Raw genomic sequence first — 13794 nt, 5'->3', positions numbered from 1 at the left:
TCATTTCTGGATGTCAGATAGAACTGATACGCTCCGGATCAAGCCGCCCCAGAAGAAGATCCTTCCAGGCTCTCCAGTTACCATTCATTCGTCCGCGCCTGTCAATCCATGATTCCGGACGAATACTTCTGACTATATTAATCAATGTGTGGCGCCCCGCGCTTCTGAGCGCATGATCCCACGGGTATGTCCCTTTGCGGGCCAGATAAACAGGATTGGCGATCTGGGAATAACCCAGCCTGACCCCGGATGTCTTGCCGCTCTTGCTTCCAAGATGCACGCCGGTCGCTGCTTCCGCGCGTACAATGCGCCCTTGAGGCAGAAGCCGCCGTGAAAAATCCATGTCCTCATACCAGGCATACAGTGGCAGTTTTTCGTCAAAGCAAAGATGATACCGTCTTATGGCGTCCATTCGGAAAGCCATATTGCATCCATATGTGTTGAAAACATCGACTGTTTTTGCTTCTGAATCCGGCACCTCACGGGCCAGAAATGCCCTCGCGTGGTCAACAGAGTAACCAGGTCCCCGCGCGCCGTCTGCCAGAACTTTCCCGGTTATTCCGAGAATACATGGGTCCTGACGGAAAACCTCGATAACAGCCCTGATATAATCAGCCTGCGGAAAAAAATCATCGTCAAGAAACAGGACAATATCGGCGTTTTCCGAATGATCCAGAATTACATTTCGCTGCGCGGGCAGACCACGGCTGCCCTGCAACAGAATGAGGCTGACACCAGGAAGCAGATCTTCCGAAATCCCTTCAATATCAGACGGATTACGGTAGCAGATAACGACTGCAGCCGGACGGACCGTCTGATGCCCGATATCCGATAATAATGCTCTGAGAATAGGCGCGCGTCCCGATGTTGCAATCCCGACCACGACCGAAGGATTATCGGGCAATGGGGGTCGGGTGGACTTCGGATCAAGCAGATCCCGCGACAGGCCTACATGCTGCTCCGCGTATGCAACCGAATTGATGCACTCACGCATACGTTTCTGTCCCCGTTCCGTTTTCACCCGGGCTGCTTCCGGGTCAGTCTGAATGCTCCGGATGGCAGATGCCAGAGCTGCTGCATCTTCTGACGGGACATATGTCAGACAGTCATGATCAAAATAATCGGTCAGTCCTCCGCAATCCGAAGCAATGACGGGAACACCGTGAATAACGGCTTCCTCAATGACGGTAATTCCGGATACATGCTCGTCAGGCACAAGCGGCACAACGACAATATCAGCCTGATTATACAAACGAAGCAAACTGTCATTGTCATAAGCACGAACAATTTTGACATTGGGGACTGATTTCGCCGCCACACGTGCGGCGCGCGTAGTGCTGGCAATGAAAAATTGTAACTGCGGCAATAATGTTGCGGCCTCGCACAATGTCTGCCAGTCGCGATGTCCGTCATTCCCGAGGGCGAGAATGTTCAGAGCCCCATTTTTGCAGGTCTCACGCACCGTCTGCATCTCATCGGCCCTGATCCCAAACCGTATCTGCTCAACCCGCAGGTCTGGGAATAAAGCACGTGCAGTCGCCAGATTGAGAACCGAATGAACCGTCAGAACATCAAGATGCTTCAGCAGATATCTGAACAATATACGTCTCAGGACAGGCTGTCTGTTCCAGCGGTCCACCAGCCACCCTGCCTGCCCGATGACTTTTGGCGGATGCTTCGGACACATGATTCTGAGCAGCAGCAAAACAGCAAGCGTCTGAGATTCTGTGTACGTCCAGACAATATCGGCGTTCAGGATACCAGCCCGGTTACGCCATGCCCGAATGAAATCAAACCCCAGCAAAACCCGAAGGCCATATCCCAGAGTTTTTTCAATCAGGTTTTCGGCCTGATCTTCAGACCAGACAACAGATACAGTTTCGGACGCAGTATGGTGATATCCATGCGTCAGATGCTGCTTATTCATACCAGGAATAACGCTTTTTCCCCGGCGTTGCCGCCAGATGGTCCCACTAAGGCCGTGATCCAGCTGTACAAAAACTTTCATCAGTATCCGCCTGAAAATATTTCTTTTTCATCTGCCCTGAAAAGGCCGGCTATTCGAAAAGACACACAGGGGCGCACTGATCGTTTCATCCAGCAATAATGTCGTAACATGATGCTCTTTCACGAAGACCGGAAAGTGCACAGAAAATTTTTGTCCTTTGAATAATAATCCTACGCATTGAGCACTGGCCAGGCGCCCTCGAATTCCAGCAGCCATAACTTGTCATCAGGACCGCCGTCGCCGGAATACCCTCCAAGGGAATGTGCTGCCACGACCCGGTGGCAGGGAATGAGGATCGGTATGGGATTACGACCGACGGACTGTCCCACCGACCGCGCTGAACCGCCGATATCTGCGGCAAGTTCACCATATGTCCGGACCTTTCCGACAGGAATTTTCAGCAGAGCTGCCCAGACTTTCTTCTGATATGGCGTCCCTTCGGGAGCAAGCGGCAACGGAAACACGCCATCAGGCTTATCAAACCATGCATGAAGCCAGTCCCGCGCCGATTTCAGCAGCACGGTTTCTGTCTGGTCCCGCCCCCAGCCCCAGTCCAGCGCAATAATCGCGCCATCTTCCTCCGAAAGCGTCAAGGGTCCGAGAGGAGAATGAAGCGAAATTTGTGGCATTATTCCCGCCTTGCAATACGCCGAGACCACCACGACGTGGTAACACTTTTCAGGCAGTAATGCAGACCCGTCAAACGGAATTACGTCATTGTCCATGCAGTCGATCACGAATTATCATCCGGGTCTCCCGCCGATTTTCGCTCTGGCAACCGGAAGCAGCCGCGCTGCGATCGCAATCATGCGAGTCAGCGGGGATGGCTGTGCTGATATCCTCACCAGGCTGGCTGGCAGACTTCCATTGCCCCGGCGCGCCGTTCTTCGCAGTCTCTGGCGCGACGCCGCATCGGGCACAGATCATCTCGATGATGCTCTGGTCCTCTGGTTCCCCGCCCCTCGCAGCTACACCGGGGAAGACAGTTTTGAACTTCATCTGCATGCCGGCCCTGCGGTTATTACCGCTGTTGCCGATGCGCTTGTCGAGGCAGGCGCCCGGCCGGCCGAACCCGGCGAGTTTACCCGGCGGGCTTTCATGCATGGGCGAATCGACCTTACCGAGGCTGAAGGCATTGCTGACCTTATCGCCGCCGAAACGGAAGCGCAGCGCCGCCAGGCACTGAGTCAGGTCGATGGTGCCCTCAGCACATTATACCGGGAATGGGCTGACCGGCTCCGGGTCGTTCTCGCGCGACAGGAGGCGCTGATCGATTTTCCCGATGAAGACCTTCCCCCCGATGTCGAAGCCGGCCTTCTCGCTGAAATTGCCTCACTTCGCGATGAAATCGGCGCTCATCTTGCCGACGGAAGCCGTGGTGAACGCATTCGCCGTGGCATCGTTTTTGCGATTGCCGGACCGCCCAATGCCGGCAAATCCAGCCTGCTGAACTGGCTTGCGGAACGGGACGCGGCCATCGTCTCTCCCATTGCCGGCACAACAAGAGACGCTGTCGAAATCGCGATTATCCTTGCAGACGTCAAAGTGACCCTTGTCGATACGGCCGGGCTTCGGGAAACATCCGATCCGGTTGAGGCAGAAGGCGTCAGGCGGGCAATGTTTCACGTGGAACATTCGGATGCCGTCATCCAGATGTTTCCGGCGGATGATCTGCCCGCCTGCCTGCTCCCTGGCAGCATTCCTGTGTGCAATAAGATTGATCTTGTCCCTCCACCTGCCGTAATCAGTGACACGCCGGTGTATGGAATCAGCCTTAAGACAGGCGAAGGTCTTCAGGCTCTTCACTCCGTCCTTGAAGAAAAAACCCGGGCTCTCACTGCGGGGACCGGGGCTGCTCCGCTCACCCGGGCGCGGCACCGCGCGGCTGCCGAGGCCGCACGAACGAATCTTGATGAGGCGTTGCGGGTTGACTGGCCGGAGATGCGCGGTGAAGAGCTGCGCCTTGCCATGCGCTCGCTGGGGCGACTTACCGGCGAGGTCGGTGTTGAAGACATACTGGATACGGTGTTCGGACAGTTCTGTATTGGAAAGTGAGGAAGCAGCGTGATGAAGACGCGGTTCGACGTCATCGTCGTCGGAGGAGGTCATGCCGGATGCGAGGCTGCGGCTGCCGCCGCGCGCTGCGGCGCTGAGACCCTGCTGCTGACCCAGCAGCGTGATACGATCGGCGCCATGTCCTGCAATCCTGCTATCGGCGGAATCGGCAAAGGTCATCTCGTACGCGAAATTGACGCGCTGGATGGACTTATGGGTCGCGCCGCCGATTTTGCCGGCATCCATTTCAAGCTGCTTAACCGCTCCAAGGGGCCGGCTGTGCATGGCCCGCGTGCGCAGGCCGATCGCGGCCTTTATCGCAGCGCGATTCACGATCTTCTGGACCGGACAGAAAATCTCACCATCACCGAAGGGACAGCCGGCGATCTCCTGCTGGCGGCCGACGGTTCTGTAACAGGCCTTGTCTGCGAAGACGGCACGATCCTTCATGCTCCGTCCATTGTGATTGCCGCCGGCACATTTCTTCGGGGCGTTATCCATTTCGGACACGAAACAGAATCGGCGGGCCGGATCGGTGATCGTCCGGCCAATGCCCTCGGGCAGCGTCTCGAAGCGCTTGGCCTGCCGATGGGACGTCTCAAGACCGGCACGCCTGCCCGTCTCGCCCGCGACAGCATCAGGTGGGAGGCTCTTGCCGAGGATCGCGGGGATACCGAACCCGAACCATTTTCCCGTCTCACGGAGAAGATCACCAACCCGCAGATTTCCTGCCGGATTACGGCCACGAATGAGCGAACGCACGATATCATCCGTGAGCATCTTCATCTGTCCGCCGTCTATGGGGGCGCTATCGCGGGTCGTGGCCCGCGTTACTGCCCGTCTATAGAAGACAAGGTTGTCCGGTTTGCCGACAGGACGACACATCAGATCTTTCTTGAGCCTGAGTCCCTTCCGGACAATCCCGGTGGCGATCTGGTCTATCCGAACGGCATCTCCACCAGTCTGCCGCCCTTTGTTCAGGAGGCGATGATCCACACGATTCCGGGCCTGGAAAATGCCCGGATCGTCCGTCCTGGCTATGCCGTCGAATACGACTATATCGACCCCCGTGCGCTCATGAATACGCTGGAGCTTCGCGCTGTTCCCGGCCTTTTTCTCGCCGGTCAGATCAACGGCACGACGGGCTATGAGGAAGCCGCTGCCCAGGGGCTGCTGGCAGGGATCAATGCCGCACGCCGCGCCGGCGGAAGCTCTCCGGTCACGATAGACCGGAGCGAGGCCTATATCGGCGTCATGATCGATGATCTCGTCACTCAGGGTGTCTCCGAGCCCTATCGTATGTTCACATCGCGTGCGGAATATCGTCTCAGTCTCCGGGCTGATAACGCCGATCTCCGTCTCACGCCATCGGGTATTGCCTGGGGCTGTGTCGGGCCGGAACGTGCCGCTCTGTTCACGCAGATGGGTACAGCTCTGAAGGAAGCGACGGACCGCACCCGCAGCGAAACATGGCTTCCCGCCGCGCTTGCGCAAGCCGGTATGGCCGTCTCGCAGGACGGACGCAGGCGCACTCTGTTCGACGTTCTTGCATCGGGAGGCGATCCGGTCATTGCCGGCCGGCTCGCTCCGTGGTTCGCCGGTCTTCCACCGCGTATCCGGACGCATATCGAAACTGAGGCGCGATACAGCGGCTATCTGCTCAGACAGGAGCGGGAGATCAGACAGCTCAACGCGGAATCCGCGATCGCTGTCCCGGCGAGTTTCGACTTCGCCAGTATCGGCGGTCTCAGCACGGAAATGCGTGAACGTCTCGAACGGGCGCGTCCGGCCAGCTTTGCCGCAGCACAGCGTATTCCAGGCATGACGCCCTCCGCACTGATGGCTCTGCTGGCTCATCTGAAGCAGGCCGCATGATGCCGTCAGAGGACGCTGCTTTATCCAACGTTTCACGTGAAACACAGGAACGGCTGACCTGCTTTGCCGATCTGCTGACCCGCTGGACGGCGCGGATCAACCTGATCTCCCCGGGGGATGTCCCTCATCTCTGGGATCGCCATATCAGGGACTGTCTGCAACTGGTGCCGCTTGTTGAACGCGGCACGACAATCACCGATCTCGGTTCCGGTGGCGGCTTTCCGGGTATCATCCTCGCCATTGCGACTGATGCGGAAGTGACACTCATTGAATCAGATCGTCGCAAGGCTGCTTTTCTTCGTGAAGCCAGCCGCGCCACGGGCTGCCGGACACGGGTCGTGGATCAGCGGATCGAAAACGTGGAGATTCCGCGCGCGCCTGTTGTGACAGCCCGTGCCCTTGCCGGACTTCCGCAACTTCTTGGCTGGACAGAAAAACTGCTCGCTCCGGACGGATATGCTCTCTTTCTGAAAGGGCAACATGCTCCGGATGAGTTGACCGACGCCGCACGTGACTGGCACATGACAGTCAGTCAAATTCCAGGCCGCACCGCAGGCGGCGTCATCCTGAAAATAAGTGACATCAGGCGTGTCTGAATCTTCGCATAAAAGAAAACCAAATTCCGCAATCATCCTGGCCGTCGCCAACCAGAAAGGCGGGGTTGGCAAAACCACGACCGCCATCAATCTCGCCGCCGCCCTCGCTCAGGATGGCGCGCGCGTCGTGCTTGTCGATCTGGACCCTCAGGGAAATGCCTCGACCGGGCTGGGTGTGGATTACAATTCGAGAAAGCTCGGCTCCTACGCCTTGCTGATGGGTGAACGTGATGCTTCCTCGCTCGTCCAGAACAGCAGTATCGACAATCTTCAGGTCATTTCGGCCAGTACGGAACTGGTCGGTGCGGAAATCGAACTGATCGGTGTTGATGACCGGGAAAAGCGCCTTAAGACGGCGCTGGAGCCACTTGTCGATGACAACGACTACATTCTGATCGACTGCCCTCCCAGTCTCGGGCTGCTTACCCTGAATGCGCTGGTTGCCGCCGATGGTGTCATTGCGCCCCTGCAATGCGAGTTTTTCGCGCTGGAGGGTCTCAGTCATCTGACCCGCACGGTCGATCATATCCGCCGGCAGTTCAATCCGGCTCTGCAGACCACCGGCATCGTACTGACCATGTACGACCGCCGGAACAATCTCTCGGAACTTGTCGCCGCCGATGCCCGCAGTTTCTTCGGCGATGCCGTAATGGAAACGGTCATCCCCCGGAATATCCGGATCTCGGAAGCCCAGAGCCATGGCACACCGGTGATGACGTATGACCCCCGGTCGAGTGGCGCCGCGTCCTACCTCGCCCTTGCCACTGAATTACGATCCCGTCTGAAGACACAGAAAAACCGAGGCCCCGCGTGAGCACGAACAAGACACCCTCCCGTCCCCGTCTCGGCCGTGGCCTCGCTGCTCTTCTGGGAGATCAGCCTGCCGTCGCCGCTCCGCGTCAGCCACTGGCGAAAAGCGGCATCAGTTCCCTTCCGATCGAGTCCCTTGAACCCAGCCCGTTTCAGCCGCGCCAGGTCATGGAACCCGAAGCCCTTGCCGAACTTGCGGAATCGATCCGCGCACGGGGTGTTCTTCAGCCTCTTCTGGCCCGTCCGCATCCTGAAAAGCCCGGTACCTATCAGATCATCGGAGGCGAGCGGCGCTGGCGGGCTTCGCAGCAGGCGGGCCTGCATGAGATTCCTGTTCTGGTCCGCGATCTCGATGATTCCGACGCCATGGCCGCCGCTCTCGTCGAGAATCTCCAGCGCGCCGATCTCAATCCGATGGAAGAAGCCGAAGGTTTCAGCCGTCTCATTGAAGATTACCGCCTGACACAGGACGAACTCGCTCAGGCGATTGGCAAGTCCCGCCCTCATATCACCAATACGCTGCGTCTGCTGCGTCTTCCTCCTGCCCTGCGTCAGGATGTGACCCAGGGAAAGCTCTCCGCCGGTCATGCCCGTGCTCTTCTCGGCCATCCCGACCCTGTCGCCGCCGCGCGCGAGGTGATCGCAAAAGAGCTTTCCGTGCGCCAGACCGAAGCTCTGGTACAGAAAGCGGGCAAGGCCCCTGCCGCTGCCACTGAAAAGCCGGTTCGCGAACGCCGCGACCCGGAAATCGCCATGCTGGAACGTGATCTTTCCACTAAACTCGGTCTGCAGGTTCAGGTTCAGTTCGACGGTAAAGGCGGCTCGATCCGCTTCTCCTATCGCACGCTGGATCAGCTCGACTCCCTGCTTGCGCTTCTGAACAGATAAATCCGGATGTAATGCTTGCACCCGGGCGACGGCGCTGGTAAAAGCCCGTCTGTCGCCGTTCCGGACGGTGTCCTGAAAATCCTGGGCGCATAGCTCAGTTGGTAGAGCAGCTGACTCTTAATCAGCGGGTCCAAGGTTCGAGCCCTTGTGCGCCCACCAGGATTTCTCCCTCAGAGGCTGGTTCAAAAGTCGTGCAGGGACAAAAATTCTTATAAAAAATTGATAATGTTATGTTTTTTGAGTCCCGGTCATCTGTTTGTTTTAGCCGGAATCAAAGAGCCCTCCACGATAAATCCCCGATAAAAAACAAAAGTTTTTGGGTGCCGCCTTTTTACAAAAAGGCGGCGTCTTCTGAAGCTTTTAGGAAAAAGCTTCACCGAAAACTTCTTTATGATTTATCAGGAGGTTTCACGGACAGGCTTTTGAAACAATCTCTTAAAGATTGATGATGTTATCAGTTGCTGAATGCGTCTGTTCATTCTGATTCTGACATCTCAGGCAGAGCAGGAGCCTTTTCGTTCCGGGAAACAATTGTCAGCCTGAGCCGGACATCACGCACTGTTTCTTAACCGGGATTGTCACCTGTGACGGAGGTTTCGGAGCGCGTTACGACCTTGTGAAAAGATATTCCTGACCAGATGCAGGCACAGCCGGATTATTCCTGTAACAGGGAACTGATCCGGAGCCCGTCAGTGATGGCGGTCTCCCGAAGTGGGACAGGGATTACGGCTTCTGCCGGTTCTGCGGACCAGGTCCTGTCTCTCCATGAGCACGACATCTCAGCAAGGAAATCTCCATGACCTCACCCGTTGCGATCGTGACCGGCGGAAGCCGCGGCATAGGCGCTGCTATCGCGGAACGACTGGCGAAAGACGGCTTTGATATCGCCATCACCTATGTCCGTAACGCGGAAGCCGCGCGGCGCGTCACCTCGGCAATCGAGGCAACCGGACGCAGGGCGCTGGCCATTCAGTCTGACGGCGGCAATGTCACGGACAATACGGCGCTCGTGCAGAAAGTCGTCAGCGCGTTCGGCAGGCTCGATGCGCTGGTCTGCAACGCCGGTGCCTATCCCTATGGCGGGCCGGACACCATGACGGTGGACGATATTTCCCGGACCCTCGATCTCAATATGCGCGGCGTCATGATCGAGTCCGTGTCTGCCGCACGGGCCATGAAAGAGGGTGGTCGCATCATTCTGATCGGCTCCGCATTCGGAGAGCGCGTCCCGCTTCCCGGAATTTCCATTTACAGCGCCACCAAGGCGGGTCTGGTCGGATTTGCAAAAGGCCTGTCGCGTGATCTCGGACCGAAAGGCATTACCGTCAATGTCATTCAGCCTGGACCGATCGACACGGAGCTCAACCCGGCTGACGGCCCTGCTGGCGACGCACTGCGTTCTGTTCTCGCGATCCCGAAATATGGCGAGGTAAAGGATATCGCTGATTTCGTCAGTTTTCTGGCCAGCGACCGGTCATCCTATATTACCGGCGCGGCACTCAGCGTCGATGGCGGCCTGACGGCGTAAACATCCGGCTCCATGAGGATATGATAAAGAGATAAAAGTTTTTGGGTGCCGCCTTTTTACAAAAAGGCGCTGTCTTCTGAAGCTTTTTCCAAAAAGCTTCACCAAAAAACTTCTTTTTATAATTAAGCTGAAGTTTCAGGGGCAGGTTTTTGAAACAGTCTCTGAGACTCTGATTTATCGTGTCTGAACAGGTAGCGGGGACGGGTAGGCTTCACGCCCATCCACATTCTTTTTGAGGAGACGTCTCGCAGCATATCATTCGCAGCGCAGCGCTCCCCGGAGACTCTGCCCGCCTATGGATACCGCCAGCATCCTGGAAACTGTTTTCAGACTTATACCGCCAGCATACCTGGCCACAGCGACATCCATCGCTTCCTTCGTCATCGCCAGTTGCGCCCTTGCCATGCGCTTCTGGAAACCACCGGCTAAAGACTCCCGCTGGGTTATCGTCTATCGCCTTGTAAGCGCTCTGGCGCAGGCACGGGGCTGGAATGCAAGCGCCTATCAGCCGGACCGGAAAGCCGTCATGATACCGCTCGCCACAAACCGCTCGGAGGCCGCCGAAAATCTCGGGCTGGATGTGGATGAAACCCGTCCCTGACCGCAGACTTCTGTGTTCCGGCCTGATCTTCAGTAAAAGGCTGTTTCAAAAGTCTCAAATGCGCAGAAAGATTCATAACAATTTGATAATGTTACGTTTTTGAATCCCGGTCCTCTGTTCGCGTCAGCCAGGATCAGAGAATACTATCGCGATAAGCTATTGATAAAAAATAATAAAAGTTTTTGGGTGCCGCCTTTTTACAAAAAGGCGGCGTATTCCAAAGCTTTTTGAAAAAAGCTTCACCAAAAACTTCTTTATAACGAGCCAGAGGTTTCACGGGCAGGGTTTTGAATAAGGTCTCTGACCTGAAGAATTCCCGTAAACTCCGCATAAGCCGGACCCGTCAGAGGCGCTAACTCCGGTCTTTCAGGAAAATTTACAAAAGACCTGAGCCTCTGACATTTCCACCGGATCCGGGCGATACCCGGATCCTTTTTACCGCCGGTCGGTCTGCACGACCTCCGGTATCAGTCCTCGTCCTTGCCCTGCGGATGTTCGATCTCATGCAACTGATCGAGCAGCGCAGAGATTTTGTCGTGACGCTCTTTTGCCTTTGTCAGCTGATCTGCTGTCAGAATGTCATGGATTTTCACTGCCACATCCATCCGGTCAGCTTCTTTCTTCGCTTCCAGAGCCGCCTGCTGCTGCGTCAGAGACTGCAACTGAGCGCTGTCGATTTTCCCTGGTGTCAGAAGAAGAGCCACGACCTGATCATGAAGAGCCTTTTCCTGCTTATGCAGGTCCTTCATGCCGTCATGACTCTGCCTGAACACCTGATGTACGGCGTCTTTCTGTTTTTTCGTCAGATCAAGGCCTTCGAGCATCGGCATTCCGAACCCGGGGCCGCCTGGGCCTCCGTGGCCGAAACCTTCCGGCCCCGGACCCGGCATTGGCGGATGGGCCAGAGCCGACGTTCCGGTCCCTTCAAGAGCAACAGCACCAAGCGCCAGAGCTGCCAGAGGTACCATCGCCATTAAACTGCGTTTCATGGTCTGTCCTGTCTTGTCGGTCACCAGGCCCGTCCCGGTCACCTCGTCTGACAACAATGAACACAAAAGACCATGACAAAAAAATCGCGATATTGATACGAAATGTAAGAACAGTTACCGGCCACAGATCACGAATGGTTTCATTTTCAGGTTAAAGCTGATTTCAAAAAGGTTTTACCACAACCATAATGACAATAACGATCATCAGTACCGTCGGCACCTCGTTCGCCATCCGGTAAAAACGTTCGGTATGCCGGTTTGCGTCCCGCGCAAAATCAGACCGCCAGCGGGCGCAGCAACCGTGAAACGCAAACATGCCGGCGACAGCGAGAAGTTTCACGTGCCACCAGCCAGCGGACCAGTCGATGACGCCCGGGGTCAGGACAAGCAGCACGCCAAAAAGCAGTGTCGCCAGCATGGCCGGCGTCATGATCGCCCGCAGCAGCAGCCGTTCCATGACCTTGAACCGCTCGCTCTCGGAACTGCCGGCTGTTACCTGGCAGTGGTAAACAAACAGCCGCGGAAGGTAGAACGTCGCCGCCATCCAGGCGATCAGCGCAATGATATGAAAAGCTTTCAGCCACAGATACCATGGCTGCAGCGCCCCGATCATGGTTGCCCCGTCACGGTCATTTCCGGGCCTGTGCCCGCAACGCGGACTCAAGCAGAACTGGAAACTCCGAAAGCGCGCCGATCCGCAGCAGTCCTGGCCATGCCGGTGCCGGCTGATCTTCCGGCCGTAACAGAACACAGGTCATTCCCGCGACGATCGCCGCACGTGCCCCTGTGTCGCTGTCTTCGAGAACAACACAGTTCTCCGGTTTCACACCTTCCTCAGCGGCGGCGTGAAGATAGACATCCGGTGCCGGCTTCGGCGCATTCATATCAACGGCGGAATGAATTCGTCCGTTCAGGCGTTCCTGAAGACCGGCCGAACCAAATTTGGCGTCCATTTCCGCCATGGATGAATTTGACCCGACCCGCACCGGCAGTCCCAGAGCCTGGACAGCATCGAGCATGTCATAAGTCCCGTCGATCACCCCGGCTTCCCGTCCGAAAGCCTCGATAAACTGCATTTTTATTGCCTGGACCCAGTCATCCGACAATGTGGCACCGCAGGCCTGCTCGAGTTCACGCTTAATTTCAACAAGCGCCTTGCCACCAAATCGGGGCACGGCTTCCTCATCGGAGACAGGCACGCCCAGATCCCGCGCCAGTTGCGCTATGATCCGGCAACTCACCCCTTCGCTGTCGATCAGAACGCCGTCACAGTCGAAGATGACAAGACGCAGGGTTCCGTCGGGAGATAATGCAGATGTCATATCTCAGCCCACCGCCCTGATTGCTGAAATCAGTTCGCCGACATGCTCCGGCGGTGTTTCCGGCAGAACGCCATGTCCCAGATTGAAAACATGAGGGCGCCCACGTCCTGCGTCCCTGATTCCGAGCGCCTCGTTCAGCATGGCCTGACCGCCTGCCAGAACCGAAACCGGATCGAGATTGCCCTGCAGCACCAGTTCCGGGCTGACCTGCTTCGAAACAGCGGCAAGATCCGCGCTGGTATCGAGCGCCATCGTGTCCACGCCCGTCTCGCGGGCGTATTCCGGAGCCATTCCGCCTGCAAGGCGGGGAAATCCGATAACCGGAATGTCTGGATGCCGGCGCTTCAGGTCACTGACAATCTGCCGTGTCGCGCCGATGACATGCCGGCGGAATTCCGGGGGCGGCAACAGCCCGGCCCAGGAGTCGAACAGCATCACGGCCTGCGCTCCCGCTTCGATCTGAGCCGACAGCATCTTCGCCGTCGTCTCCGTCAGCAGGTCGATCAGCCGGTCGAACAGTTTCGGTTCCTGATAGGCCATCAGCCGCGTCTGTGCGAATTCCCTGGAGCCTCCGCCATCGACCATGTAACAGGCGACCGTAAAAGGTGCGCCGGCAAACCCGATCAGCGTCACTGTGTCCGCCTCAGCCGCTCCCACGGGTTCCCGCAATGCCTTTCTGAGCCGCGTCAGTGTCTCCATGACAGGCGCCGTGATGTCGGGCACCCGGTTCGGGTCCAGCCGGTTCAGATCGGCTTCACTGCGGATCGCGCCAAGAACCGGCCCCCTGTTTTCGACAAATTCCAGTGACTGTCCCATCGCCCAGGGCAGCACGAGGATGTCTGAGAACAGGATGGCGCCGTCCATGGCGAACCGGCGGATCGGCTGCAGGGTGATTTCCGTCGCGATATCGGGCGTCATGCATCGTGTCAGGAAGTCGGCCTTTTCCCTGAGCGCACGAAACTCCGGCAAAAACCTGCCGGCCTGTCGCATCAGCCACACCGGGGGCGGCCACATGGCTTCCCCTTTCAGGGTGCGCAGGAGCCGTCTGTGTTCGTCAGTCCCGAGTGTCGCCGTCACGATCCGTCCACCAGCTTTTTCGATCAGTGGGCTCATCTCTAAACA

The 13794-nt window shown here is 57.2% G+C and carries 14 protein-coding genes and 1 tRNA gene; 9 read left to right on the top strand and 6 right to left on the bottom strand.

Going from position 1 to position 13794, the window contains the following annotated elements:
• Positions 1-13 precede the first annotated feature (13 nt).
• Positions 14-1462, bottom strand: a complete 1449-nt coding sequence (locus GOB93_RS10370) for a glycosyltransferase (RefSeq protein WP_338422348.1) — start codon at positions 1460-1462, stop codon at positions 14-16.
• Between the two features lie 93 nt (positions 1463-1555).
• Between GOB93_RS10370 and GOB93_RS21525 the strand changes: the two genes are divergently transcribed.
• Positions 1556-2107 carry a hypothetical protein gene (locus GOB93_RS21525; protein WP_242010692.1) on the top strand — a complete coding sequence of 184 codons (552 nt, stop codon included), beginning with the start codon at positions 1556-1558 and terminating at the stop codon, positions 2105-2107.
• Positions 2108-2178: 71 nt separating this feature from the next.
• Here GOB93_RS21525 and GOB93_RS10365 read toward each other — a convergent pair whose 3' ends face one another.
• Positions 2179-2637: a methylated-DNA--[protein]-cysteine S-methyltransferase gene (locus GOB93_RS10365; protein WP_173583431.1), complete on the bottom strand. Its 459-nt coding sequence runs from the start codon at positions 2635-2637 to the stop codon at positions 2179-2181.
• 94 nt (positions 2638-2731) lie between these two features.
• On the opposite strand from GOB93_RS10365, the gene mnmE reads away from it, so the two are divergent.
• The 8 genes from mnmE (at position 2732) to GOB93_RS10325 (ending at position 10361) form a co-directional block, all read left to right on the top strand.
• Positions 2732-4063 carry a tRNA uridine-5-carboxymethylaminomethyl(34) synthesis GTPase MnmE gene (mnmE, locus tag GOB93_RS10360; protein WP_173583508.1) on the top strand — a complete coding sequence of 444 codons (1332 nt, stop codon included), beginning with the start codon at positions 2732-2734 and terminating at the stop codon, positions 4061-4063.
• A gap of 12 nt (positions 4064-4075) precedes the next feature.
• Positions 4076-5938 carry a tRNA uridine-5-carboxymethylaminomethyl(34) synthesis enzyme MnmG gene (gene mnmG, locus GOB93_RS10355; RefSeq protein ID WP_173583430.1) on the top strand — a complete coding sequence of 621 codons (1863 nt, stop codon included), beginning with the start codon at positions 4076-4078 and terminating at the stop codon, positions 5936-5938.
• Positions 5935-6534, top strand: coding sequence for a 16S rRNA (guanine(527)-N(7))-methyltransferase RsmG (rsmG, locus tag GOB93_RS10350; protein WP_173583429.1), 600 nt, complete (start codon positions 5935-5937; stop codon positions 6532-6534). The genes mnmG and rsmG overlap by 4 nt, the downstream gene beginning before the upstream one ends.
• On the top strand, positions 6527-7348 hold the full coding sequence (locus GOB93_RS10345; protein ID WP_338422347.1) for a ParA family protein: 822 nt from the start codon (positions 6527-6529) through the stop codon (positions 7346-7348). Before rsmG ends, GOB93_RS10345 begins: the two co-directional genes overlap by 8 nt.
• Positions 7345-8232 (top strand): ParB/RepB/Spo0J family partition protein, encoded by an 888-nt coding sequence (locus tag GOB93_RS10340; RefSeq protein WP_173583428.1) that lies wholly within the window; start codon positions 7345-7347, stop codon positions 8230-8232. The genes GOB93_RS10345 and GOB93_RS10340 overlap by 4 nt, the downstream gene beginning before the upstream one ends.
• An 83-nt stretch (positions 8233-8315) precedes the next feature.
• A tRNA-Lys gene (locus tag GOB93_RS10335) sits at positions 8316-8391 on the top strand.
• Between the two features lie 637 nt (positions 8392-9028).
• A complete protein-coding gene (locus GOB93_RS10330; protein WP_173583427.1) occupies positions 9029-9760 on the top strand; it encodes an SDR family NAD(P)-dependent oxidoreductase in 732 nt (243 codons plus the stop codon).
• Positions 9761-10055: 295 nt separating this feature from the next.
• The gene (locus GOB93_RS10325) at positions 10056-10361 is read left to right on the top strand and encodes a hypothetical protein (RefSeq protein WP_173583426.1); all 306 of its coding nucleotides are present in this window, start codon (positions 10056-10058) and stop codon (positions 10359-10361) included.
• A gap of 467 nt (positions 10362-10828) precedes the next feature.
• On the opposite strand, the gene GOB93_RS10320 is transcribed toward GOB93_RS10325, so the two are convergent.
• From GOB93_RS10320 to hemE, 4 genes are all read right to left on the bottom strand, one after another.
• Positions 10829-11350 carry a periplasmic heavy metal sensor gene (locus GOB93_RS10320; protein WP_173583425.1) on the bottom strand — a complete coding sequence of 174 codons (522 nt, stop codon included), beginning with the start codon at positions 11348-11350 and terminating at the stop codon, positions 10829-10831.
• A 163-nt stretch (positions 11351-11513) separates the two neighbouring features.
• The gene (hemJ, locus tag GOB93_RS10315) at positions 11514-11963 is read right to left on the bottom strand and encodes a protoporphyrinogen oxidase HemJ (RefSeq protein WP_173583424.1); all 450 of its coding nucleotides are present in this window, start codon (positions 11961-11963) and stop codon (positions 11514-11516) included.
• A 16-nt stretch (positions 11964-11979) separates the two neighbouring features.
• Entirely contained in the window at positions 11980-12672 is a 693-nt protein-coding gene (locus GOB93_RS10310) for an HAD family hydrolase (RefSeq protein ID WP_173583423.1), read from the bottom strand.
• Between the two features lie 3 nt (positions 12673-12675).
• Entirely contained in the window at positions 12676-13785 is a 1110-nt protein-coding gene (gene hemE / locus GOB93_RS10305) for a uroporphyrinogen decarboxylase (protein WP_173583422.1), read from the bottom strand.
• Positions 13786-13794: the final 9 nt, after the last annotated feature.

The sequence above is a fragment of the Acetobacter musti genome (assembly GCF_011516835.1).
GTDB classification, from domain to species: domain Bacteria; phylum Pseudomonadota; class Alphaproteobacteria; order Acetobacterales; family Acetobacteraceae; genus Acetobacter; species Acetobacter musti.
The sequence above is the reverse complement of the archived record's forward strand: the minus strand, read 5'-3'. Positions and strand labels throughout refer to the sequence as shown.